Consider the following 24,342-nt stretch of genomic DNA (forward strand, 5'->3'; position numbering starts at 1 on the left):
AAGTGGATTACACTCAAAAAGGCATTTTGGGGTAGTGGGGGTATCTGCCTGATGAAACTCGAAATACATCTACCTGATGAAGAGAAATCCCCCAGCGTTGAATCATTCAATGTTGTAAAACAGGGTTCGCAGACTAATATATCTAAAACGTATGAGAAGGGGCTCTTAAATGCTTGTGCAGTAATGTATGCGTATTTGGGATGGTGAATCACGTTTTCAGCATGAGCTATTTGCATGCATTGCATAGAATGCGAAGTCTAATCTTATAGGTATGGATGATGAGCAAATATGATGATGTTCAGCAGTTCAAAAATAAAATCAATATGAAAGATATTGATTATAAAGAATTTCCTAAGGAAGATGGTTCATTGGCTCTGCACCGTTGGGCTATCGTTGAGCAGGTGGCGGAAGGGGGTAATGGTATTTCTTCTGGCATCGAGCGCAGCATGCAACCGACGCCGGTGAGTGCCACCGAATTTACCTCTACTCCACCCTTGAGTTTGAACCAACCCGCACAACCCCATGTTGCTCCAGCCCAAAATCAAGCATTGCCTGGGCATGCTTCCCATGATTTTAAACAGATGATCCCCCCGGTTGCTGAACCAAGTAGAGCTGAACCGCGTGCAGCACCGGTGGTTTCCTCTGCGCCGCCGTCGCCTTCTCAACCGCTGGATACACAGCGTTTTAAAAAAATGTTCAGCAAGAAAACGCCTTCTGCTGGAGAAGCCACCAATACTGGCCGTGATACTTTACTCAAGCCACTTTTAGAGATTATTGCCTCATGCCGTTAGTCTGCGTTTGTTCTCCCAAGGGAGGGGTAGGGAAAACTACCGTTGCCGCTAATTTGGCTTATGCTTTGGCCCGCAGCGGCAGTAAAGTTTTAGTGGTGGACTTTGATACGCAGAATGCACTGCGCCTGCATTTTGGCGTACCGATTGCCGATAATCGCGGCTTTGTTGCTCAATCAGGAACCTTGTCTGATTGGAGTCAGTTTATCCTCAAAGTCGGGCCAAACCTGTTTCTTTTACCCTGTGGTGAAGTGACGGAAAACGAGAGGATCCTGTTTGAAGATAACCTGATGAATGAACCGATGTTCATTCAGCGTGGCCTCAGCGCAGTGCTTCAAATTCCAGATATGGTGGTGATTGCCGATATGCCTCCGGGCCGTAATGCTGCGCTGAAAGCTATGGAAACAGTGGCAGACATGCGTATCGTTGTCCTGTTGGCCGATACCGCCTCTCTCAGCCTGCTGCCGCCTATCGAACAGCATAAGTTTATGAACAAACCGCTCAATAATAAAATCGGCGAATATTATGTGGTTAATCAGAGTGATATGAGACGCACTCTGAGCAGGGACGTAACGCATTTTTTTGAGCAACGCTTACAGAATAAATTGTTGGGCACGATTCATCGCGATGAGTGTGTACCCGAAGCCAATGCATCACAGCGGGCGATAATGGACATCAGTCCTGTTTCGGCGGCCGCATTCGATCTTGATCAAATTAGTAAAAAAGTAGCAGTTATTTTAGGGCTGAGTGTGGGAGATGGTTCTTATCATCATACTGCGTCTATTTATAGTTCTTAATAAGGACAGTTTGGTCAGCTATGAATAAATTACTTTTTTCTTTCTTACTGCTGTTGGCCTTACCCTTGATTGTTCTTATTATCATTGTGCCAATGAGCAGTGATAATCAATACATCTTTGGTTTCATCTGTATCGCCATCGTATTTATTCTCGGGGTGAGTAAAAGCAAAAAAGTCACCCTGATCATGATCGTCATGTCAACGCTGATGTCATTACGCTATATATATTGGCGCGCGACAGAAACCCTGCATTTCAATTCGACCCTGGAAGCGGTGCTGGGGATCGCCTTGTTTATGACCGAGCTGTATGCTCTGGTTATTTTGCTGTTTGGCTATATACAGACGACCTGGTCATTAAAAAGAACCATTGAACCGTTGCCTGATGATGTTTCACTCTGGCCGACGGTGGATATTTATATTCCTACCTATAACGAAAGCATGGATGTGGTGCGTGATACGGTGCTGGCAGCACAATGCATTGATTATCCCAAAGACAAAATGAAGATTTATGTGCTTGATGACGGTAAACGTAATGAGTTTGCCGTATTTTGCGCCGACGCTGGCGTGGGATATATCACCAGAAATGACAACAAGCATGCCAAAGCGGGCAACCTTAATAGCGCAATGAAAGTGACTAACGGTGAATTGATCACGGTGTTTGACTGTGACCACGTAGCCACCCGGGCTTTTTTGCAGGCCACGGTGGGCAGCTTTTTGATTGATGAGCGCTTGGCATTGATCCAGACTCCGCACTATTTTTATTCGCCCGATCCTTTCGAGCGCAATTTATCTGAAGCGAGCAAAGTGCCTAACGAAGGGGCACTGTTTTACGGGCCGGTACAGCAAGGTAATGACAACTGGAACGCGACGTTCTTCTGCGGTTCCTGTGCGGTTATCCGCCGGACGGCGTTGGAGGAAGTGGGCGGATTTGCTGTTGAAACCGTTACCGAAGATGCGCATACCGCGCTGAAAATGCAGCGTCTGGGATGGGGTTCGGCTTTCCTGGCACTTCCTTTGGCTGCGGGGTTGGCAACAGAACGTCTGGGGCTGCATGTGATCCAGCGAACTCGCTGGGCGCGCGGAATGACGCAAATTTTCCGGGTAGACAATCCTTTATTTGGGCGCGGCCTGACCTGGCAGCAGCGTTTGTGTTATTTGAATGCCATGCTGCATTTTCAATACGGTTTGCCTAGGGTGATATTCTGTACCGCACCGTTGATTTATCTGTTGTTCAACCTGAACATTATTGCGTCATCGGCGGGGTTAATTTTTGCCTACGTATTACCTCATCTGGTGATGTCGATTTATATCAACTCCAGAGCAACGGGCCGATACCGTTATTCATTCTGGGGAGAAGTCTATGAAACCGTGATGTGTTTCCATCTGGTTATTCCTACCATGTTGGCGATGATTTCGCCAAAACATGGCAAGTTCAACGTAACGGATAAAGGGGCATTGCTGGACGATAACTATTTTGACTTCCATATTGTACGGCCACACATTATTGCCGTATCGCTGCTGCTTTTGGGCGTCACATGGGGTGTTATTCGCCTATTTATGCCCGAACACTATGGTGCAAACCCCCAGGTTATTATGCTGAATATCGGCTGGGCCAGTTTCAGTATGATTATACTGCTCGCTTCGATTGCGGTGGCGCGGGAAACACGCCAGGTCAGAAAAACTATCCGTGTTGATGCCACCATTCCTGCCGTTCTCCATTTTGCCAGCGGTGCAGCGATGCGTACCGAGACGCTGGATCTTTCAATGGGTGGGGTCAGGCTGAAAACCCCGGATGAGCGTTTCCTGGATGATCCCATTGAAGAAGTTGAGCTGGCCCTGAAGTCTGGCGTCGTCTCTTTCCCGGTGGAAGTGATTGATGTCGATAAATCGGTTACCCGACTGATGTTTCAGGAACTGCCGATCGAAAAACGCCGAGAACTGGTGAGAGTAGTTCTGGCCAGGGCTGATGCCTGGATCCGTGATAAGCCCCATGCGCCCGATCGGCCATTGCGTTCATTCCTTGGAATTCTTCGCTGTATTTTTGAGCTGTTCTATTTCTCTTGGCAGGATCGCCGGGCAAAGAAACAGCAGCGTAAGCAGCAGCCTGAGGTAAAACAGAGCCAGGAAAAGGAACAAATAATATGAGTGTAGTGGGAAGAACGCTACCAACCGCCATGGTTCTGGCAAGCAGTCTGTTTTTGTGGTTCTGCCTGTCAGATTCATTGAAGGCGGCGGAACCTGGGGTTCCCGCTTCACCTAGCAGCGAAATTCAGGGCTTGCCGCTGTTACCCCGGCCGGTTGATCCTCCTGTTCAGCCAGAAGGGGTGCCGGTGAGTGGGGGGCAAACCGCCGCAGAGAGCACTCAGGCTGATAGCTCTGCGGTACAACCCGCTCTAGCTCAAGCCGCTTTAAATCAGTCGGTTGAATCGACTATCAGCATTACCGATATGGGGCAACCGGCCGGATTAACGCTGAGCAACTGGCAGCCGCAATCGGGGATTACGTTTACCTTGCCGGTGGATTCGGTGGTGACCGCTGCCAACCTGTTGCTGGATATTGAAGTCTCGCCCGCCTTGATGGAGGGGGATACCGAACTGCATCTGATGCTTAATGGGCAACCTCTGAGCCAGCATCTGCTGAATAAACTTCATCAGGCCAAAGTGACCTATAAAGTCTCTATCCCGGCAGCCATGGTGGTGGCGCATAATAATCTGAGTTTCAGTATTAAAAATAGTAATGACGCCGCCATGCTGTGTGAAAAAGGCGTCTCCAATAAATACTGGATAAAAGTGTTGCCGACCAGCCGTTTGCAGATGGAAGGTCAGGTGTTGAATATCGGCCAAAATCTTGGCCGTTTCCCGCGTCCATTTTTCGATCCCCAAGCTATGCAACCTTCGGTGGTGAACATCGTCTTCAGCCAGGCCAAAAGGCCGGAGGATGTTGGCGCAGCGGCGATGGTCAGTTCTTACCTGGGTATATTGACGCGTCATGACAACCTTGATTTTCAGGTATTACAGGATGCTCTTCCTGAGCAGAACGGGATTATTTTCGCCCGACCAGGGGAGCAGATTGGCGAATTGACGTTACCGCAGGCCGATGGCCCTACGCTTCAGGTTATCGATAATCCGCTGAACCCGGTTTATAAGCTGTTGCTGGTGATGGGGAATAGTAGCGCCGAGATGCGTCAGGCTGCCTACCGCCTGGTCAGCCAGCCATTGCCAGAGAAAACACCGCTGTTGGCGGTGAAGCCGGTGACGATCCCTTTGCGTCTTCCTTATGATGCCCCGCGCTGGATCAACACCACGCGTCCGGTCAAATTTAGTGAGCTGGTGGCCGACGTTGATGAACTGACCGTCAGCGGTGTCTATCATGACGCGGTACGCATTGCTTTCCGCGCGGCACCGGACCTGTTTATCTGGGACGGCAGAAACGTCCCGCTGCAAATCAATTACCGTTTCCCTACCGATAGCTGGATTGATGAAAGTAAGTCACAGTTGAGTGCCACGCTGAACGGAACTTTTTTACGTAACTTGTCGGTGAATAAATCGGGGTTGCTGGAACTGTTGTGGCGCGAGCTTGGTGGGGATACCCGCCAAGAGAGCTACAGCCTGCCTTTGCCGCCCTATCTGATTTATGGCGATAACATGCTGGAGCTCTATTTTTCTATCGTGCCTAAAGATAGCTCCTCTTGTAATCCCGCAGACAGCGACAGCATCAAGAGCCGTATCGGCCCCGACTCTTACATTGATCTGAGTAAAACGTATCATTTCACCGAGCTGCCAAATCTTTCCTACTACGTTGGGGCCACTTTCCCATTCAGCAGGCTGGCTGATTTTTCTCAGACCGTCCTGTTATTAGCTGAGAAACCGACTATAAATGAGATTCGGGCGTTGCTTAATCTGACGGCTCGGGCAGGCGCTGCCACCGGAAATGCCATCAGCAATGCCGACATCAGGTTCGGGTTGAAAGGCAATGAAGTGGACGATCCTGAATTCAGGGGGCGGGATGTGCTGGTGGTGGCCTCGCTGGTCCAGTCAGCGTTTTATCAGCGGCTGCTGCAAAATGTGCCGTTTGCCCTCGATCCCAGTGGGGCGCTGACGGTTAAGCCGCAGCCAATGAGGGAAAAACTGCAAGCCTACCTGAAAGGCAACTGGCAGACGCAAGGCATCGATGCGGATCGCTACCTGTCTTCACTCTCTGACTGGCGTGGTTTCTTCAGCTTCCGCTCTGCTTGGGATCCCCAGCGGGTGGTGGTGGTGGCCAGTGCGACCGATGATGGTGGGATGAGCAAGATTTATACTGACCTGAAAGCATTGAAGATTAACGCCGGGATCCGTGGCGATCTGGCTGTGATTACCGATCAGAACGGTGTGCACAGTTTTCAGGTTGGCGCTCAGTTCCCAAGCGGGGAGCTTCCTTGGTATCTGATCTTTATCTGGTACGCCAGTAAACACGTGGTGCTTTTGTCTCTGGTTGGTTTAGTGATTTCCGTGGTGTTGGGGCTGAGTCTTTATGTTCTGTTAAGAAGACATGCAGCCAAACGTTTAGGGAGAGATGCAGAAGATGAAAATTAAAACATGTCTCGCCCCAGAGTTATACAGGAGCTGTCCATGGAGTATAACCAATTGAACTTATTGCTGAAAAAGAAACTGTACTCGGTCTCTTTGGCCGGTTTGACGGTATTCTCAGTCTCTGCGATGGCCGATGACAGCAATCCGGCGCTGAAAGCTCTGTTTGAACAGGCCGCATATTGGCATGATAAATCTCATGACGATCTGGCCCAGGGCGCTTTGCAGAAAGTTCTGCTGATGGATGAGAACAATACCGAGGCGATGTACCTGTTGTCGTTGTATGCCATGCAGGGCGGAGATAAGGCCAAGGCTGAACTATGGCGGAAGAAACTGGGCACTGTAGCGCCCAACGATCCGCGCCTGAAGGCGCTTGATGGCAATACCGCGGCCCAGTCGCCAGCGGCGAAGAATTTGTTGGCTCAGGCTCGGCAGTATGCGGCGAAGGGGAATTTCCCCCAGGCGATTGCCAGTTATCAGGCCATTTTTAATGGCAAAACCCCGTTAGACAACCTGGCCAATGAGTATTACCTCACTTTGGCGGGAACGCCTGCGGGTAGGCAGGAAGCGATTGATGGCCTGAAGCAGCGCCTTGCTTTGCAGCCCAGCGACACTCAAACCCAGGTGGTGCTGGGGAAAGTCATGACTTATCAGGAGTCGACTCGCCGGGACGGGATAAATCTGCTGGCTAGCATGGCTCCTACCAACGCTGATGCCGATCAGGGTTTGAAGCAGGCCCTGTTGTGGCTGGCACCGCAACCTTCTGATAAGCCACTGTACGATGCCTATCAGCAACGGCATCCGGCAGATAAAGCCGTTGCGGCCTATTACCAGCAGAATATTGCCGGAGCCGCGAAGAGTGCCGGGTACGCCGAACTGAATAAAGGGGAGTTGGGGGGAGCGAAAAGCCAGTTTGAAAGTATTCTGGCCAGTGACCCTAATGATAAGGATGCCTTGGCAGGCATGGGGTTTACCGCTATGCGCAGTGGCGACTTCAGCCAAGCGGAGAGCTATCTCACTCAGGCGGCGAAACAGGGCGGCCCGCAAAGTGCACAGTGGAGCGCCTTAGCCCAGGATGCCAATCTCTATGGCTCATTAGCCAAAGCCAAACAGGCGGTTAATGCGGGTAGGCTGGACGAGGCTTTGGCTCTGACCGCGCCGCTGGTCAATGCTACGGGCGATAAAGGCAATGCCATTACGCTGTTCCGAGCGGATGTTTCCCGTAGAAAAGGGGATTTCGCGGCGGCAGAACAGGATTATCGCGGGTTGCTGGCGCAGAACCCGCAGAATAATGATGCGAAGCTGGGGCTCTATTATCTGTTACTGCAACAGCGTAACAAGACGAAAGAGGCAGAACTGGTTTTGCAAACGATCCCTGCCAATCTGCGGCCGAAAGTTATGCAGGCGGTCGCGGGTGTTAACGTCGAGCCATTGCGTAAAGAGGCCGCCTTGGCGGTGCAGAGCAATGATGCCCCGCGTGCGCTGATGATTCTGCAACAGGCTCTGGAAAAACAGCCATCGAACGTCTGGGTACGTTTGGATATGGCGCGCATTCTGTATAAACAAGGGCAGGAGCTTCAGGCGCAAACCTTGATTTCCCCCATGATGCAGATGGGGGCTCCGACAGACGGGCTCTACGCTGCTGCCTTGTTTGCCTCTGAGCGCAATGACTGGCTGAACGTTTCTACGCTGATGGCGCGCATTCCGGCCTCGAAACAGACTCGTGATATGCGGGAATTAGCCGCAGTGGCCTCCGTTAATCAGCAGCGTACCACTGCCGAAAACTACCTTCGGCAGGGCAATACCGCCAGTGCTGCCGTGATCCTGCGCCAGATGGCGCAAAAGCCGCCAACTGAACCCGCAGCGTTGGGGGAGTTGGCTAAAGATCTGATGGCAGTTGGTGATACCTCTACGGCGGTGCAACTGGTGCGTGAGAATATGCGCCGCGGGGTTAAAGGCGGCGCTGGCGATTATGCTGCACAGATCGCGGTGCTTAATCAGGCTGGGCTAAGCCAGGAAGCCGATGCATGGTTGAACAATCCGGCATTGCTGGCAAAAAGTTCTACAAGAGAGATTGGTCAGTTACGCAGCGGTGGCGTGATCAATGAAGCCGATAAACTGCGTCTGCAAGGGCAATATGGCGCGGCTTATGACAAATTGATCGCGGCCCTACAGAGCGACCCGCAAAATGCCGACCTCATGTTAGCCATGGGGCGCCTCTATCAATCCGGTAAAATGAATAAGGAAGCCGGGCAGGTCTATAACTATCTCTTGAGCCGCAACAGCCTGAATCAGGGGGCACGTGAGGGTGCAGCGGGGATTGCCTTGGCTGATGGGGACGTCAGCAGAGCTAAACAGTTGGTCGGTGGATTACCGGCGGTAAAAACATCAGATCAACTGCTGCTCGCCGCTCGTGTTGCCAATGCTGATGGCAATTACACGCAAGCTATGTCCCTTCTACGCGAAGCGAAAAGCCGCTTAAATGGCGTGAGTACCCAGGCAGGTAGCGGGCAGGCGGCCATGATCGGCGGGCTGAGAATGGCAGATAACCCCTTCGCCGGGCAGGCATTTTCGCCATCAAGCCTGAGCACTACGCCTTCTGCCTATGGTGAGGTGTTACCTTGGCAGGTAGCGGCACCTGGCCTTGCTGGCAGTTACGCGACTGGCGCACCACGCTTACCGGGAACCGTAACCGTAGCCAAGAATCCTACGTTGCAGCAGATCGAGCAGCTAATGGATGAGGTGCAAAACAAAACGGCGACCTGGGTGCAGGGAAATATTGCGCTGCGTGATAACAGCAGCGGCGAGAGCGGGCTCAGTAATATTACGGAAATAAAAAGCCCAATCAGCGTGTCGGGTATGCCAATCGATAATGGGCGAGTCACCTTTAATGTGACCCCGGTGATGCTGAAGTCGGGCACCCCGTCCAACGCTGCTAATGTCCGCTTTGGTACCGGTGCTTTGCAACAGGCCAAGGCCGTAGAGGCGGCGACGCAGGCATCGATTATTGCCTCGCAGAATTCCATTGCCGCGGCGCAGGCGGCCGACCTGCGTTATCAGGAAATTCATGCAACGCGGGATCATCTGTGCTCGATCGACTCCACCTCGGCAGAATGTGATGCTGCGACGATTGCGCAGGAACAAGCCTATGCGGATAAGCAGTTGCTTGATGGCCAGGTGACTCAGCCACAGAAGTATAACCCGAATGATTTCTATGCTGATTCCCCAGGGCAACAGCAGGAAACCGGCGTTGAACTGGCGTTGGCCCTGAGCGGCGACAGTTACAAAGTGGATGTAGGCAGTACGCCTCTGGGAACAGGGATCAGTTCGGTCATTGGTGGCTTGAAGTGGTCGCCCAAAGTCGGTGCTCACACCACGTTGGATATGACGATTGAGCGGCGGGCGGTTGCCGATAGCCTGCTCTCTTATGTTGGTACTGAGGATGTGATTACCGGCAAGAAATGGGGGGCCGTCACCAAGAACGGCGGTGGCCTGAATCTGGGATTCGATGATGGTACCGTCGGTGCTTATGGCGGGGCGGGTTATTACAGCTATCTGGGTGATAATGTTGCCAGCAACAAAAGTATCAATGCGATTTTAGGGGCTTATATTCGCCCTTATAAAGATGATGAAGATGAGCTGAAAGTTGGCGTCAACGTCAATTATATGAACTTTGACAAGAACCTGAGTTACTTCAGCTATGGTCAGGGGGGATATTTCAGCCCGCAGGATTATATCAGTATCTCGCTGCCGGTTGAATTTACCAAGAAGCAGAATGATTTCACTTATATGCTGGGTGGAAACGTGGGTTATCAGTCTTATCACAGCAAAGAAAGCGAGTATTTCCCCAATGATCCCGATCTTCAGTCACAGTTAGAGGGGTTGGTCAGCCAAGGCTATGGTAAAGAAGCCATGTATGCCGCTGAAGATAAAAGCGGTATTGGCTACAGCCTGAAAGCCGGGGGAACTTATAAAGTTACGCCAGCTATGTTGGTCGGAGGTCAGTTGGGTTATGACACTTTCGGCAGCTATTCCGAGAGCTCTGCTTTGCTCTATTTTAAATATCTGTTAGATGGGAAATAACCATGCAAGATATTAATAATGCGTCCTATGAACTCGATTATTACCGTCGTCAACAGTTTAAGCCGGGTTGGCAAAACCTGACAGACGTGATTTTTACTGGCATTTTTGCTTCTGCCGATAATGCGGATGGCCGCGATTTTCTACGTTTGATGGGGAGTCATCTGGCGGAGAAAACACCTTTACCCGATGCACAAACGGTGGGTGAACTTGAGGACGGCATCAATGCGGTGCTGGGCCATTTCGATTGGGGAAGGGTACAGGTTGAGGCCAGTGAGCAGGAAATAGTGCTGACACATTATGCCTATCCGCAGGCACCTGAACCTGACAATGAGCCGATGTGGAACCTGTCTTTTGCGACCGTGCTGGAAGGGGCATATGCCACCTGGCTGCTGGCTCAGGGCGGGGCACCCCATGTTTCTTTGCGCCAAAGCCACCAATCTGAAGAGCGTACCTTGGTGTTTAGCTACAGAAATGGGCAATAAAGGTGAATGTTTTGGCGAAAAATACTCAGGGTTGGATCAGAATATTGGTTGTGCTGACAGGGTTATTGTTTTCCTTCAGCACCCTTGCGGAAGATAGCGGCTGGGCACAGTATAAACAGCGATTTTTATTACCTGATGGACGAGTGGTTGATACCGGCAATAATAACATCAGCCACACCGAAGGGCAGGGTTATGCCATGTTGCTGGCGGTCTATAATAATGATCGGCAGGCTTTTGACAGTATGTGGCAATGGACAAACGCGACGTTATATCGCAAAGATATCGGGCTGTTTTCCTGGCGTTATGAACCTGGCAAAGCCGTTCCAATAGCGGATAAAAACAATGCCACCGATGGCGATATTTTTATCGCCTGGGCATTGTTAGAAGCTGGGAAAAAATGGAATGTCCGGGAGTATCTCAGGAGCTCTTCTGACATACAGCGGTCATTGCTGCGGCATACGCTGGTAAAATATGCCGGTTATAACGTTTTGCTGCCGGGCGTCAGCGGTTTTAAGCAAGCTAACTCGATAACCGTGAATCCGTCTTATTTTGCTTTTCCAGCTTGGGAAGCATTTTACGAATACACTCATCTGCTGGTGTGGAAAAACCTGAGTGACGATGGCCTAGCTTTAATCAACAAAATGTCATTCGGCAAAGCACGGATCCCGACGGATTGGGTGACGTTATTTGCCGATGGTCATATGACTCCTGCGAGTGGTTGGCCAGCGCGTTTCGGGTTTGATGCGGTGCGCATTCCCTTATATATCCACTGGTATCAGGACAATAATCCGGCGCTCACCCCTTTCGTCAGGTTCTGGCAGGGCTATGATCGCCAAGCCGTTCCCGCTTGGGTTGATGTGATGAGCGGTGCGCGTGCTGGATATAACCAAAGCCCCGGCATGATGGCGGTCAGGGATCTGGTGTTGGGTGCCGGGGGACAATTGACCAACCGTTTGGCCGCAGACGAAGATTATTATTCTGCCAGCTTGTATCTGCTGACCTATTGGTCGGTGGCCAGCCAGCGTTAACTCTGCTCAGCGTTCAGCCTGTAATGGCAGTAAGCTGAACGCTGAGCTCTAGGGCTTACGTACATCCGGGCGCACCAGATCAAAGCGGTGTTGTTCGGAGATGCCGTAATAGGCAGTAGGGCCTCCGGCACGCAGTACCGGCTGTGCAGCTGCGGTTTGGTAGACGCCATGCTCATCCAGCAGCGCCGGGTCAATATGTACCGCCACCACTTCACCTAACACCAGCCAGGTTTCGATGTTTCCCCCAGCGGCATTTTGCAACTGAATGCATTGCGTCAAGCGGCATTCAAAGTTCACCGGGCTTTCCGCGACCAACTCCGCTTTCACGCGTCGCCCAGGGATTGGTGTTAATCCGGCGAAGGCAAATTCGTCTTCACCGCGTGGCAATGACGCCGAACTGTTGTTCATGGCCTCTGCCAATGGCCGCGTTGTCAGGTTCCACACAAACTCACCGGTTTCTACGATGTTGGCAACGCTGTCTTTCCAGCCGGTGCTGGCAAAACCGATGATGGGCGGGCGATAGTTGAAACAGTTGAAGAAGCTGTAGGGGGCCAGATTACGTTGACCGGCGGCGCTGAGGGAGGAGATCCAGCCAATCGGGCGCGGGCCAACAATGGCATTCAGCGGATCGTGCGCCAAGCCATGGCCTGCGGCGGGTTCATAGTAATAACGCGGTTTGCTGCTCATAATCGCTCTTGTAGGTAAAGATCAAACCTTCATTCTGACGTTTTTCACCCCGGCTGCAAGCGCCTTGCCGCTCTTTTTAGCGGGCTTTGTGCTATCTTACGCGCCAGAAAACCCTTTCAGAGAGCCCTCCACGGTGGAAAAAAAGAAAAGCTTCCCGCAACAGAAAAGCGGCCTGCATCCGCGCAATCGCCATCGTTCACGCTATGATTTTCCGGCGTTGATTGCCAGTTGCCCGGCGCTGGAGCCTTTTGTGAAACCCAATGCCTGGGGCGATATCTCGGTAGATTTCGCCGATCCGGCGGCGGTAAAAATGCTTAACCGGGCGTTGTTGCAGCATTTTTACGGCATTGAGCACTGGGACATTCCTGCCGACTATCTCTGCCCACCAATTCCTGGGCGTGCCGACTATGTGCATCACCTGGCTGACCTGCTGGCAACCAGCAACGGAGGCGAGATCCCACGCGGTAAAGGGGTGGCGATCCTGGATGTCGGCGTCGGGGCCAACTGTATCTACCCGATCGTTGGCCAGCGCGAATACGGCTGGCGCTTTACCGGTTCGGAAACCGATCCGGTTTCTTTGAATGCTGCCAAAATGATTGTCGCCATGAACCCGACGCTGAAGAACACGGTACGCCTGCGCCAGCAAAAGCAGCCGGAGTTTATTTTCACCGGCATCATTGGCGTGGCGGAGCGTTTTGACGCCACGCTGTGCAATCCGCCGTTCCACGGTTCTGAGCAGGAAGCGCGCGCCAGTACGCGTCGCAAGCTGCACAAACTGGGCAAGGGGGAGGTGGCTGACAAGCCGGTGCAAAACTTTGGCGGCAAGCATAATGAATTATGGTGCGAAGGTGGGGAAGAAGCCTTTGTGCGCAAAATGGTGGAAGAGAGCGTCAGCAAAGCGCAAAACTGCCTGTGGTTTACTTCGCTGATTTCCAAAAACACCACGTTACCGGCCATCTACGCTGCGCTAAAGCAGGCAGGGGCGGTTGAGGTGCGCACCATCGAAATGGCTCAGGGGCAGAAGATCAGCCGCTTTGTGGCCTGGACCTTCCACAATAGCGAGCAGCAAGCCGCTTGGGCCGCAGAACGTTGGCAATAAAAAAGCGGGCATGTTCAGTGCCCGCTGGTTTGCTGTAATCGATCAGGAAACGTGTTGCAGGAACTCGCGCAGGCGCGGGCTCGGTGGGTGGTTGATCAGATCGTGCGGGTTGCCATCTTCGGCGATTCGCCCCTTATCGATAAAGATCAGGCGTGAGGCCACTTTTTCAGCAAAGCCCACTTCGTGGGTCACGATCACCATCGTCATACCTTCTTCGGCCAGATCCTGCATCACCTTCAACACTTCGTGGCGCAGTTCCGGGTCGAGGGCCGAGGTAGGCTCATCGAACAACATCATTTTCGGCTTCACCGCCAACGCACGAGCAATTGCCACGCGCTGCTGCTGGCCGCCGGAAAGCTCGGAAGGGTAGTGATGAGCACGCTCGGCCAACCCAACCTTCGCCAACAGTTCGCGCGCCAGCTTTTCAGCATCGGCCTTTTTCAGACCACGCACGCGGGTCGGGCCGAAAGCCACGTTTTCTAACGCGGTCAGATGTGGGAACAGGTAGAACTGTTGGAAAACCATGCCCGCTTCCTGGCGGATCAGGCGATCGTCTACTTTCGGATCGTTAACCTTCAGGCCATCGACGATCAACTCACCGCTGGTGATTTCTTCCAGCTTATTGATGCAGCGCAGCAGGGTGGATTTGCCGGAGCCGGAAGGCCCGATAATCACCACCACCTCGCCCTGGGTAATATTCAGGTCGATATTGTGCAGCACCTGGGTTGGGCCAAAGTGCTTGGAGACGTTTTTAAATTCAATCACAGGATTTTCATCCTTCTTTCCAGCCGACGCAGAACGAAGCTCAGCACCAGGGTAATAATCAGATAAATAACCGCCACGGCGCTCCAGATTTCCAGCGCGCGGAAGTTACCGGCAATAATCTCCTGGCCCTGACGGGTCAGTTCCGCCACGCCAATCACGATAAACAGCGACGTGTCCTTAATACTGATGATCCACTGGTTACCCAGCGGCGGCAGCATACGGCGCAGCGCCAGCGGCATGATCACATAGCGGATGGTTTCACGGCGCGACAGCCCCAGCGCCAAACCCGCTTCGCGGAAGCCGCTGTGGATCGACAGCACCGCACCGCGAGTGATTTCCGCAATATAGGCACCGGAGTTGATCATAATGGTGACCACGGCGGCGCTGAGCGGGTCAATGCGTAAATTGCTGAACGCCATCGGCAAGGCGAAGTAGATAAACATCACCTGTACTACAATCGGCGTACCGCGAATCACTTCAATGAATACCAGCGCCACATGGTTGGCAATCCAACCGCCGTAGGTACGGGCAAAACCGGCAACCAGGCCGATGAACAGGCCTCCAATCAGACCGAGGACCGAAATCCACAGGGTCATTTTGGCGCCTTCTAACAGAATGGGGATGGCAGGCCAGATGGCACTCCAATCGAACTGCATGGTATTTTCTCCCGGTGATCCCAAACGAGGGAATCAGATACAACAAAGCGCAGGGGTGGCTACACCTCCCCTGTGCTTAACTTAATGACTAACCAATTTAATCAATTATTTAGGCTCGGTACCAAACCATTTTTTGTAGATTTCGTTGTAGGTGCCGTTGTCACGCAGGGTTTTCAGCGCGGCGTTCACTTTTTCACGCAGCTCGTCGCTGCCTTTCGGGAATGCGATGCCATATTGCTGAGCTTCCAGCGATTCGCCTACGGTTTTGAACTTGCCAGCGCCAGCGGTTTTGATGAAGTACAGGATGTTTGGCGTGTCGTGCAATACGGCATCAGCACGCTGGGTACCCAGTTCCATATAGGCGTTGTCGATGTTCGGGAACTGACGCAGGTCTTTGGTTTTGATGTGCTGTTTGGCGTAATCCACTGAACCGGTACCGCTCTTCACCGCCACGACTTTGCCATCCAGATCGGCAATGCTTTTCACGCTATCGTTATTAGCATTAACCATTACCAGCAGGCCGCTTTTGTAATAGCCATCGGAGAATTCGATCGCTTTCTTACGTTCGTCGGTGATGGTGATCCCGGCCAGAGCCAGATCGACGTTCTTGGTTTGCAGCGCAGGAATGATGCCGCTGAAGTCCATTGGCTTCAGGGTGTAATCCAGCTTCAGCTCTTTGGCGATAGCGGCCCAGAGGTCGATATCAAAGCCAACATATTGGTCACCCTGCTTGAATTCGAATGGAACGAAAGCGGTGTCAGTGGCGACAACCAGTTTGTCTGCGGCGTGGGAGCTTACGGCGAAGGCCAGGGAAAGTGCGGCCAGGGAAACTTTAAAAATTGACTTCATGAGAGGAATTCCTGTACAGGTTGCGGATTACCCATTTTTTATGTTGCATTTAGTGCTATGGAAGAATCGTGCCAAGTTTGCAATCATTTCAAAAACAAATGGTTATGTCGTAATGTTATATCCAGAAGGATATATCTTGTTATTATGCACCATTGCGGGGCACCAAAATGGTGCAATGTAACTACCATGGTGCGCCGGGCTATCATTAACCAAAGAATGGGTGTGAAACAACCTATAATTAACAGTTATGCTTCAATATTGATAACTAACTCTAACTTTGCCCCTGCAACATGTTTGTCTCTGGTGCAGGAATGTTCGAACCGCACGGCAAAACGGGGGCGGATAGGTCCGCCCGCCTGTCAGCGCACTCTTTCAGTGTAATGTGGGTTGTTTATTATACAACCCAGGCTGAGGATAAAAGAAAATAACCTGCGAGTGCTTATTCCTGTGGGGTGTTTTTCTTCTTGAATTCATATTGATAGAGAATGATCGCTTCGATAGAATTTCCTGCCTTTCAAGAAGCAGGCCGAAGAGATGAAAGTTAACGTGGTGGGCACCAGCGGCAGTGGTAAAAGCACCGTGGCGCGCCAATTGGCGCAAAAACTGGCAGTGCCTTATATCGAAATGGACAGGCTCTACTGGCGGCCTGACTGGCAAGGGACACACGGCGACGAGTTTCTGGCGCGGGTTAACGCGGCGTTGGCAGAAGCCGCTGCGGGCTGGGTACTCGATGGCAACTATACCCGTACCAAAGCGATCAAGTGGTGCGAAGTCGACTGGGTGGTCTGGGTCGATTACGGTTTCTGTCGCACGCTGTGGCAAGCCACGCGCCGAGCCATACTCCGAGCTTGGCGGCAGACTGAATTGTGGCCCGGAACCGGAAACTGTGAGAGCTTCCGTCGTTCCTTCTTCAGTCGTGAGTCGATCATCTGGTGGACGTTAAAAACTTACCGCCAAAACCGTAGCAAGTATCTGGCCGAGATGCAGGATGCAGGTAACAGCCATATCCGCTTCATTCATCTGCGTTCACCTGCTGAAACGGCCTCTTTCCTTGCTAACATCCAAAGGTAATTGAGCCGGTCAACTGACCGGCTCAACACCGCTACAGCAGTAACTCGTAATGCACTTTCACCACCACTTTCTTGATATTTTTTGCCCCATGTACCTGGCATCCGGGCTTATGCGGTTCCAGCGGGAAGAAAATCACATACATACCGGGGGTGAGGTTTAAAATTTGCGGGCTGCGTTTGATGTCCAGCATTTGCAGGTCTTTACTGGCATCGTAGGGGTCATCGCTATCCCAACTGCCTGGCAGACCATAGTCAATCCTTTCCTCGCCACCGATCAGAATTTGAATGTCCAGATACTCCTGGTGAATCTCAGCGCGTTTGTTTTCAGCGGGTTCTGTCACTACTTCCATAACATTCATAAAAACGCGGTCGCCATCGATCTCGTGCCGCCCCAGCGCTAGGCCGGGTAAGTCGTATTGGCGAACGGTATTGAGGATATTGGCTAAAACGGGTGAAAGGCCGCGTCCAAAGCGGGGATTGTATAAACTACCGTATATCATCCTGATTCTCCGTAATGAATTATACCCTCCCTTCTCTAAGCTGCGGCGTTGTTGTTGGCGCAACTTGCAAGCTCTTGGGCATATAACGTAATGAAATTAGAAAATTACCACAAAGGTTCTGCCTCAAGTATGTCCATTGTCAAATTCAAAAACAGTTAAGCCGATTGCAATCGTGCAACAGAATCAGGATTTATTTTCCCGCAGAAAAAGGTTAAGAGAGGCTCTCAATCTGCGGCTTGGGTTTAATGGTCAAGGTCGCACCTATTGAAGCGGCAATAATGGCGGCCAGTGCCAGCCATTGCACATTGGTGAGATGCTCGTTGAGAAAGATCATGCCCGAAAGCGCAGCCAACGCGGGTTCCAGGCTCATCAGCGTACCAAAGGTGCGTGCAGGGATTCTTGGCAGCGCGATAATTTCCAGCGAATAAGGCAGTGCGGTAGAGAGAATGGCTACGGCGAGCGCCACAGGCAGAATATCCACGTTCAGCAGCGCGCTACCGGCCTGCCAGGCACCGATTGGGCAAAACACGATGGCCGCGACTAACGACCCGACAGCCACAGTGCCAGGCCCGTGATCTCCCCCGGCTCTTTGGCCGAAGATAATGTATACCGCCCAACAGGCACCAGCACCCAGAGCGCATGCGGCACCGAGGAGATCGATACTGCCCATGTCGTGGCCGAACGGCAGCAGGAACGCCAGGCCGATAACCGCCAGTGCGACCCAGACAAAATCCACAGGGCGGCGTGAAGAAAACATCGCCACCGCCAGCGGGCCGGTAAACTCCAGTGCCACGGCGATGCCGAGTGGAACCGTGCGCAGGGAAAGGTAAAACAGGTAATTCATTGCGCCCAGCGACAGGCCATAGATCAACAGCGGTAGACGGCTGCCGGCAGGAAAACGCATCCGCCAAGGGCGGAAGATGATAAACAGAATCAACGTACCGATGCCCAGGCGCAGGGTGGTGATCCCTTCGGCACCCACCAGCGGGAACAGGCTTTTCGCCAGCGAAGCACCGCTCTGGATCGAAATCATTGCGATGATAAGCAAGCAAACAGGCAGCAGCGTGGAAGACGCTTTAGCAGTGGCAGAAGAAGACATCCATTCGAGCCTTGTGGGGGCTTCCCAACTCTTGAGAAAGCATAACGAAAACAGGTGAACGTAAGTGTAAATGAATTGGTGTCGAGGTGTCTGAGAAAAGCGTGTTATCGCAGTGAAACTGTCAAAATTTTGCACAGAGATTGAGCTAGTGTGTAAAAAACAGCCTCATCTCAAACGTTTTATCACGATTGAATAGGTGATTTTTGTCACAAAAACGCGTAGGATGCGATTGAAAATATAGGCAAATTAAACGTATGCAGTGTTCTTGTAATTTTCTGTTACACGATACAAAGCTTTATACACTGTTTTAAAGGCAGAGTTTCACGCTGATTTTTGCTATATTTTCAATGTATGAACAAATGGTAGTACTTAATAATAAAACGTGTTTGAGGTGGTTTATGAAAAAAATTGCATGTCTTTCCGCAGTAGCAGCTTGTGTATTAGCAGTTAGCGCCGGTACCGCATTCGCCGGTGAGAGCACTGTATCCGCTGGTTATGCTCATGGTGATTTCCAAGGCGTTGCTAACAAAGCCGATGGTTTCAACCTGAAATACCGTTACGAGTACGACAACAGCCCGCTGGGTGTGATCGGTTCCTTTACCCATCTGGAAAAGAACGGTACTGAAAGCGGTTTCTACGATAAAGTTCAGTACAGCGGCATCACTGCGGGTCCTGTTTACCGTTTCAACGACTGGGCAAGCATCTATGGCGTGATCGGTGTGGGTTACGGTAAATTCACCAGCAACGCTAAAGACGGTTCTAACAACAACAGCAACAGCGATTACGGTTTCTCTTACGGCGCTGGTCTGCAATTCAACCCAATGCAGCAAGTTGCTCTGGACTTCGGTTACGAGCAGAGCCGCATCCGTAGCGTTGACGTTGGTACTTGGATGGTTGGTGCTGGTTACCGCTTCTAAGTTTTATCCACGCCGTTGGGCGTGAGCGTGTGGCCTTATGCTGCACCTGTTGAAAAATCCGCCTTTGGGCGGATTTTTTTTACCGAAAAATCGTATAAAGGGGGGATTTACTTGTCGTGCTTACCCATGCTTGCGGTTGGCTGTAATGAGAAACGGGCCGTGTGGGCATCGCGCTCGTAGCCCTGTGGCTCAGTCAGAATACCGTACAGTTCGGGGCGGCGGCCGTGGATCCAGCGCCGACCTGTGCTCATGGGGATTAATGAAAGATCAAGCTCGGCAGTAACCATACTGTCTTGTGCCACCCAGGTTTCGGCCAGAATGCGCCCATAGGGATCAAGGATCATCGCATTACCGGTACGGATCTCATCATCGTCTTGCCCCACACCGTTGCTGAATAGAATGAATACCCCATTGTCATGGGCGCGGGAAGGCAACCAACGCATGAGCCAGCCTCGTCCATTTTCACCACGAAAAGCGGCTTCGAGCGCATCTGGATCTTCTTCCCGCCGTTGCCATAACCTCAGCGGCAAGGGTTTCATACCCTGTGGGCTGCGCGAGTGGGTGCCTCCGGTCTGATGAGGTGCCAGAAGAATGTCTGCACCAAGCAGCGTAGTGGCACGCACGTTCTCTACCAGATTGTTATCCCAGCAAATCAGGATACCTATACGTACACCCCAAGGCGTATCAAAGACGGTAAAGTGGTTACCCTGGGCCAATAGCGTGTGCTCAAACGCGTGCAGTTTGCGGTGCACATGCGTTTGTCCATCCGGTAGGCAAACCACATAAGCATTGTAAAAACGGCCATCGTCTCCCTGCTCGATTAGGCCTACGCCAATGGCCATATTATAGCGCTGTGCCAACGGACGGATCCGCGCCAGTGAAGGGCTGGTGGCGATTGGTTCTGCCAGTGCGACAATATCGCTATCAGCCAGATGGCGTACGTGCCAGTAACCGGTTATGCACATTTCTGGGAAAGCGAGTATCTGCACGCCTGCGCTGGCCGCGCGTGAGATAAAGCCTTCGATAACGTTCAGGTTGTAGTTTTTGTCGTTGGCGCGATGTTGAAATTGCACCGATGCAGCACTAAGGGTGGTGGTCATGGCAAGCTCCTGTTGATGTTTCATGCGAGGATTACAGCAGTCACATTGATTACTGTATAATCAATTAAATTCCTCTTTTGATAACCTAATGGAATGGATATTCGTCAACTACGAGCTTTTGTCACTCTGGCAGAATTGGGCCGCTATCATTTGGCTGCTGATCGACTGTGTATTACCCAGCCTGCGCTGAGTAAGCAGATTCAGGCGTTGGAAACGCAGCTAGGTACACGTTTGTTTGAACGGGGCCGCCAGGGGGCACAATTGACGGCCAGCGGCACGGTGCTGTTCTCTAGGGCGCGGGAATTGCTGACTCAGCATGAGCAGTTCCACCAGCACGCATTGCAGGTCGTTAAAGGGGAAGCTGGGTGCTTGGCATTGGGCTTTGGGTTGTCCAGTTTTCATCTGGCACCCCAACGGGTTGCGGCGTTTCGCCAGCGTTTTCCGGCGGTGGCCATTGGGTTGGAAGATCTTCCGTCGGATCGACAGTGCCAGTTGTTGCTGGAAGGCAAATTGCAGGCTGGGTTTGTGCGCTTACCCGTCGTGGCGCCCTTGCAGGTTCAGCCACTGTTGGTCGATCGGCTGGTGTTGGCGGCCCCACAGACTATGGCGCTACAGGCAGAGAGTGCGCTGGCGGAATTCCACCGATTACCTTTACTGCAACTGGTGCCTTGGCGCGGGCGCGGTTTGAGTGAACAATCTCTGCGCTTTATCGCCGCTCAACGGCTGGAGGCCAACGTAGTACAGCAGGCGGAGGATATCCAGACCCTGTTGGCGTTGGTGGCGGCGGGGATCGGTGTAGCGCTGTTGCCAAACAGCATCATGCATATTGCCCCGGTGGGTATTGATATCCTGCCATTAAGCGGTGAACAAACTGAATGGCAGGTGGGACTGGCTTGGAATCCACAGCGGCCAGATGCGCTACGAGATAATTTCATTGAAGTAGCGTTACGGGCCGATGAGGTTCTATAACAAACGCTGCATTACCACAACGGGTCGCTGGTGATACTCACTGCGGTGGTTTTCGATAAAGCCTATCTTTTTGGCTAGCCCAAGCGACGGACGGTTTTCTGGCGAGATAATGCAGACCGTTTTCCCCTGCGGGAAATGATCTGTTGCCCAAGCCAGCGCGGCCAGCAGTGCTTCGGTGCCATAGCCTTTACCCTGGGCGGCGTCGTTCAGCACCCAACCCATTTCTGGCGCATCCAGCGCGGGATCGATCTCGCGATGAAAATTGGCAAAACCAATGTCGCCAATATAGTTGCCACTGACTTTTTCACGCACCGCCCAATAGCCGTAACCTAACAATTGCCAGTGGCCAATGTAACGCAACAGGCGGCCCCAACTGTCTTCCTGGCTGCGCGGTGTGCCGCCGATATAGCGAACAACGGCAGGATCGGCCCACATGGCCGCCAGATCGGCAAAATCGTCCAGCCGGTGGGCATCCAGTATCAGGCGTTCGGTAATCAGCGTGGGTGCGGTAGTGATGGGGGTCATGATGATCTTCCTGAACAAGGGCTGAGGCTTAAGTGTAGGGGCGAATAGATTCGCCCCATTAATTTACCTCATATACCGTTTTGGCACATCATCAGCACATGGTTAGACCACCAGCCACAGCAGCCAGGTGAACACGAAGCCGCTCAGGCCGAGCAGGGTGGTCAATACTGTCCAGGTTTTCAGGCCATCGGCCACCGAGAGACCCAGGTATTTGGTGACAATCCAGAAACCAGAGTCATTAACGTGAGATAGCCCCAAGCCGCCAAAGCAGGTGGCGAGCGTTACCAGCACCAGCTGTAGCTGATTAAGGCCGGTAACCGCTTCGGAAAGCAGCCCGCCGGTGGTCAGGATCGCCACGGTGGCAGATCCCTGCGAAGCACGCAGCGCCAGGGAGATGATAAACGCCGCCGGGATCAGCGGCAGGCCGATGGTGGTGAGCACTTCCGCCAACGCTTTACCGACGCCGGATTCCACCAGCACTTTACCGAACACGCCACCGGCACCGGTGACCAGGATCACCACCGCTGCAGTAGGCAGCGCAGCGCCCATAACGTCACTGGTGTGTTGCAGGCTCCAGCCACGGCGCATTGCCAGGAAGTAGAACGCCAGCAACAGGGCAATCATCAGAGCCACGGCCGGTGCACCGATCAAAGAGAGCAGGTCACGCAGTGCTGAACCCGGTTCCAGCAGCGTGGCTGAAACGGTGCCGAGCATAATGATAGCGATAGGAATGACGATCAGCGCAGCAATCAGCCCGGCACTTGGCGGGTTGATGCGATCGCTGAGCGGTGTTTTGCTGTCAGATGTAGATTCCGGCGTTGCCAACTGCAACTGCTCCAGCACCTCAATGGAAAGCGGATAGGCTTTGCGGTTCAGGTATTTCGCCACGAAATAGCCAATAATCCCTACAGGAATACAGATCAGCAGGCCAATAATGGTCAGCCAACCGATATCCGCGTGCAGCAACCCTGCCGCTGCCACTGGGCCGGGGTGCGGCGGCAGTGCAACGTGTACCGTCAGCATTACGCCAGCCATCGGCAGGCCGAATTTCAGCGGTGAGACTTTAGCCACTTTGGCAAAGCCGTAGATAATCGGCGCCAGAATAATAAAGCCGACGTCGAAGAACACCGGAATGCCAAGGATAAAGGCGGCAATGGTCAGCGCGGCAATGGTACGTTTTGGCCCCAGCGCTTTACTGAAACGTTGTGCCAGTGATTCGGCACCGCCAGAGTGTTCGATCATCCTGCCGAGCATCGCACCCAGGCCGATAATGATGGTTACCGAACCCAGCACGCCGCCCATACCGGCGGTCATCACTTTCATCACTTCACCGGTCGGAATGCCGCTGGCCAGTGCGACCAACAGGCTGACGACCAGCAGGGCGACGAACGGCTGAACTTTGGCCTTGATCACCATCAGCAGGAGCAGCAAGACACCTAATAGGGCAATGATCAGTAGCATAGAGGTAGACATGGTATAGCCTTTATTCTGATAAGAGTCCGGCACCGCGATCGCCCTGAGGCGATACGGGTGCGTTTGATTTTTATGTTGTTAATCACTGGTGTTGGTGAGGTTTCTGCCTTACAGGTACGGCTTCACCCAACCGAGCCCGGCATTGGTTTCACCGCGTGGTTTATATTCACAACCGATCCAACCCTGATAGCCCACCTTGTCCAGCAGCGCGAACAGCCAAGGGTAATTCAGCTCTCCGCTATCGGGTTCGTTGCGATCCGGCACCGAAGCAATCTGGATATGGGCATAGCGCCCGGCCAGCGAGGTGACCAGATTGCTGATGTTGCCGTCCACCAATTGCGCATGGAAGAAGTCGAATTGGATGAAGACGTTTGGCCGATCGATCGCAGCAACCAGATCCGCTGCCTGATGCTGGCTGGAGAACAGATAGTTGGGTTTCACCGGCGGGCTGAGCGCTTCGATCAACACCTTGATGCCATGGGGAGCGAAGCGATCGGCGGCATAGCGCAGATTGCTGATGAAGGTTTCCCGGTAACGGGCGATCTCCTCACCCGGCGGCACCACGCCCGCCATCACGTGTACGCACGGGCATTGCAATGCAATAGCGTACTCCAGTGCCCGGTCAATATCTGCGCGGGCATCTGCTTCGCGCCCGGGCAGCGCCGCTAGCCCCCACTCACCGGCAGCGGTATCGCCAGGGGCGGTATTGAACAACACCTGCTGAAGCCCATGCTGGCGCAGTTTTTCTGCCAGCAGATCGGCGGGATATTCATAGGGAAACAGGAATTCTACCGCTTTGAATCCGGCTGCCGCTGCGGCGGCAAAGCGATCCAGAAACGGCAGTTCGGTAAACATCATCGATAGGTTGGCAGCAAATTTTGGCATTTT

General features: G+C 52.7%; 21 protein-coding genes. 11 read left to right on the top strand and 10 right to left on the bottom strand.

Features of this window, described 5'->3' with window-relative positions:
• Nucleotides 1–275: 275 nt before the first annotated feature.
• From AC2A1E_RS13085 to AC2A1E_RS13115, 7 genes are read left to right on the top strand one after another with little or no spacing between them, the layout of a single operon-like run.
• Entirely contained in the window at nt 276–791 is a 516-nt protein-coding gene (locus AC2A1E_RS13085; RefSeq protein ID WP_484384111.1) for a hypothetical protein, read from the top strand.
• Complete coding sequence (gene bcsQ, locus AC2A1E_RS13090; RefSeq protein ID WP_484384112.1) at nt 782–1,585, top strand: cellulose biosynthesis protein BcsQ; 804 nt, start codon at nt 782–784, stop codon at nt 1,583–1,585. The genes AC2A1E_RS13085 and bcsQ overlap by 10 nt, the downstream gene beginning before the upstream one ends.
• A gap of 20 nt (nt 1,586–1,605) precedes the next feature.
• Complete coding sequence (gene bcsA, locus AC2A1E_RS13095) at nt 1,606–3,729, top strand: UDP-forming cellulose synthase catalytic subunit (RefSeq protein WP_484384113.1); 2,124 nt, start codon at nt 1,606–1,608, stop codon at nt 3,727–3,729.
• The gene (gene bcsB, locus AC2A1E_RS13100) at nt 3,726–6,158 is read left to right on the top strand and encodes a cellulose biosynthesis cyclic di-GMP-binding regulatory protein BcsB (protein ID WP_484384114.1); all 2,433 of its coding nucleotides are present in this window, start codon (nt 3,726–3,728) and stop codon (nt 6,156–6,158) included. Before bcsA ends, bcsB begins: the two co-directional genes overlap by 4 nt.
• A 36-nt stretch (nt 6,159–6,194) precedes the next feature.
• Nucleotides 6,195–10,235: a cellulose biosynthesis protein BcsC gene (locus AC2A1E_RS13105; RefSeq protein ID WP_484384115.1), complete on the top strand. Its 4,041-nt coding sequence runs from the start codon at nt 6,195–6,197 to the stop codon at nt 10,233–10,235.
• Nucleotides 10,236–10,237: 2 nt separating this feature from the next.
• Complete coding sequence (bcsD, locus tag AC2A1E_RS13110) at nt 10,238–10,717, top strand: cellulose biosynthesis protein BcsD (RefSeq protein ID WP_484384116.1); 480 nt, start codon at nt 10,238–10,240, stop codon at nt 10,715–10,717.
• An 11-nt stretch (nt 10,718–10,728) separates the two neighbouring features.
• Nucleotides 10,729–11,745 carry a family 8 glycosyl hydrolase gene (locus tag AC2A1E_RS13115; RefSeq protein WP_484384117.1) on the top strand — a complete coding sequence of 339 codons (1,017 nt, stop codon included), beginning with the start codon at nt 10,729–10,731 and terminating at the stop codon, nt 11,743–11,745.
• Nucleotides 11,746–11,793: 48 nt separating this feature from the next.
• Here AC2A1E_RS13115 and AC2A1E_RS13120 read toward each other — a convergent pair whose 3' ends face one another.
• Nucleotides 11,794–12,432 (bottom strand): flavin reductase family protein, encoded by a 639-nt coding sequence (locus AC2A1E_RS13120; RefSeq protein WP_484384118.1) that lies wholly within the window; start codon nt 12,430–12,432, stop codon nt 11,794–11,796.
• A gap of 133 nt (nt 12,433–12,565) precedes the next feature.
• On the opposite strand from AC2A1E_RS13120, the gene rlmF reads away from it, so the two are divergent.
• Nucleotides 12,566–13,531, top strand: a complete 966-nt coding sequence (gene rlmF / locus AC2A1E_RS13125) for a 23S rRNA (adenine(1618)-N(6))-methyltransferase RlmF (protein WP_484384119.1) — start codon at nt 12,566–12,568, stop codon at nt 13,529–13,531.
• Nucleotides 13,532–13,573: 42 nt separating this feature from the next.
• Here the strand turns inward: rlmF and glnQ are convergent, their stop codons facing one another.
• From glnQ to glnH, 3 genes are all read right to left on the bottom strand, one after another.
• Nucleotides 13,574–14,296: a glutamine ABC transporter ATP-binding protein GlnQ gene (glnQ, locus tag AC2A1E_RS13130; RefSeq protein ID WP_459399243.1), complete on the bottom strand. Its 723-nt coding sequence runs from the start codon at nt 14,294–14,296 to the stop codon at nt 13,574–13,576.
• Nucleotides 14,293–14,952, bottom strand: a complete 660-nt coding sequence (gene glnP / locus AC2A1E_RS13135; RefSeq protein WP_459399242.1) for a glutamine ABC transporter permease GlnP — start codon at nt 14,950–14,952, stop codon at nt 14,293–14,295. The genes glnQ and glnP overlap by 4 nt, the downstream gene beginning before the upstream one ends.
• 105 nt (nt 14,953–15,057) lie before the next feature.
• On the bottom strand, nt 15,058–15,801 hold the full coding sequence (gene glnH / locus AC2A1E_RS13140; RefSeq protein WP_484384120.1) for a glutamine ABC transporter substrate-binding protein GlnH: 744 nt from the start codon (nt 15,799–15,801) through the stop codon (nt 15,058–15,060).
• Nucleotides 15,802–16,335: 534 nt separating this feature from the next.
• Here glnH and AC2A1E_RS13145 point away from each other — a divergent pair.
• Nucleotides 16,336–16,872, top strand: a complete 537-nt coding sequence (locus AC2A1E_RS13145) for a shikimate kinase (RefSeq protein WP_484384121.1) — start codon at nt 16,336–16,338, stop codon at nt 16,870–16,872.
• 31 nt (nt 16,873–16,903) lie between these two features.
• Here AC2A1E_RS13145 and nanQ read toward each other — a convergent pair whose 3' ends face one another.
• Both nanQ and rhtA read right to left on the bottom strand, forming a co-directional pair.
• Entirely contained in the window at nt 16,904–17,371 is a 468-nt protein-coding gene (nanQ, locus tag AC2A1E_RS13150) for an N-acetylneuraminate anomerase (RefSeq protein WP_473190646.1), read from the bottom strand.
• A gap of 211 nt (nt 17,372–17,582) precedes the next feature.
• Nucleotides 17,583–18,470 carry a threonine/homoserine exporter RhtA gene (gene rhtA, locus AC2A1E_RS13155; RefSeq protein WP_484384122.1) on the bottom strand — a complete coding sequence of 296 codons (888 nt, stop codon included), beginning with the start codon at nt 18,468–18,470 and terminating at the stop codon, nt 17,583–17,585.
• 398 nt (nt 18,471–18,868) lie between these two features.
• Here rhtA and ompX point away from each other — a divergent pair, with 398 nt between their 5' ends.
• The gene (gene ompX, locus AC2A1E_RS13160) at nt 18,869–19,387 is read left to right on the top strand and encodes an outer membrane protein OmpX (RefSeq protein WP_484384123.1); all 519 of its coding nucleotides are present in this window, start codon (nt 18,869–18,871) and stop codon (nt 19,385–19,387) included.
• Nucleotides 19,388–19,494: 107 nt separating this feature from the next.
• Here the strand turns inward: ompX and AC2A1E_RS13165 are convergent, their stop codons facing one another.
• The gene (locus tag AC2A1E_RS13165; RefSeq protein WP_484384124.1) at nt 19,495–20,487 is read right to left on the bottom strand and encodes a nitrilase family protein; all 993 of its coding nucleotides are present in this window, start codon (nt 20,485–20,487) and stop codon (nt 19,495–19,497) included.
• Between the two features lie 93 nt (nt 20,488–20,580).
• Between AC2A1E_RS13165 and AC2A1E_RS13170 the strand changes: the two genes are divergently transcribed.
• The gene (locus tag AC2A1E_RS13170) at nt 20,581–21,456 is read left to right on the top strand and encodes a LysR family transcriptional regulator (protein WP_484384125.1); all 876 of its coding nucleotides are present in this window, start codon (nt 20,581–20,583) and stop codon (nt 21,454–21,456) included.
• On the opposite strand, the gene AC2A1E_RS13175 is transcribed toward AC2A1E_RS13170, so the two are convergent.
• The 3 genes from AC2A1E_RS13175 to AC2A1E_RS13185 form a co-directional block, all read right to left on the bottom strand.
• Entirely contained in the window at nt 21,451–21,981 is a 531-nt protein-coding gene (locus AC2A1E_RS13175; protein ID WP_484384126.1) for a GNAT family N-acetyltransferase, read from the bottom strand. The two genes, AC2A1E_RS13170 and AC2A1E_RS13175, sit on opposite strands and share 6 nt — an antisense overlap.
• 102 nt (nt 21,982–22,083) lie before the next feature.
• Entirely contained in the window at nt 22,084–23,454 is a 1,371-nt protein-coding gene (locus tag AC2A1E_RS13180) for a GntP family transporter (protein ID WP_484384127.1), read from the bottom strand.
• Nucleotides 23,455–23,562: 108 nt separating this feature from the next.
• The gene (locus AC2A1E_RS13185) at nt 23,563–24,339 is read right to left on the bottom strand and encodes an HPr family phosphocarrier protein (protein ID WP_484384128.1); all 777 of its coding nucleotides are present in this window, start codon (nt 24,337–24,339) and stop codon (nt 23,563–23,565) included.
• Nucleotides 24,340–24,342: the final 3 nt, after the last annotated feature.

The organism is Serratia sp. HNCC26DJ206 (genome assembly GCF_057180605.1).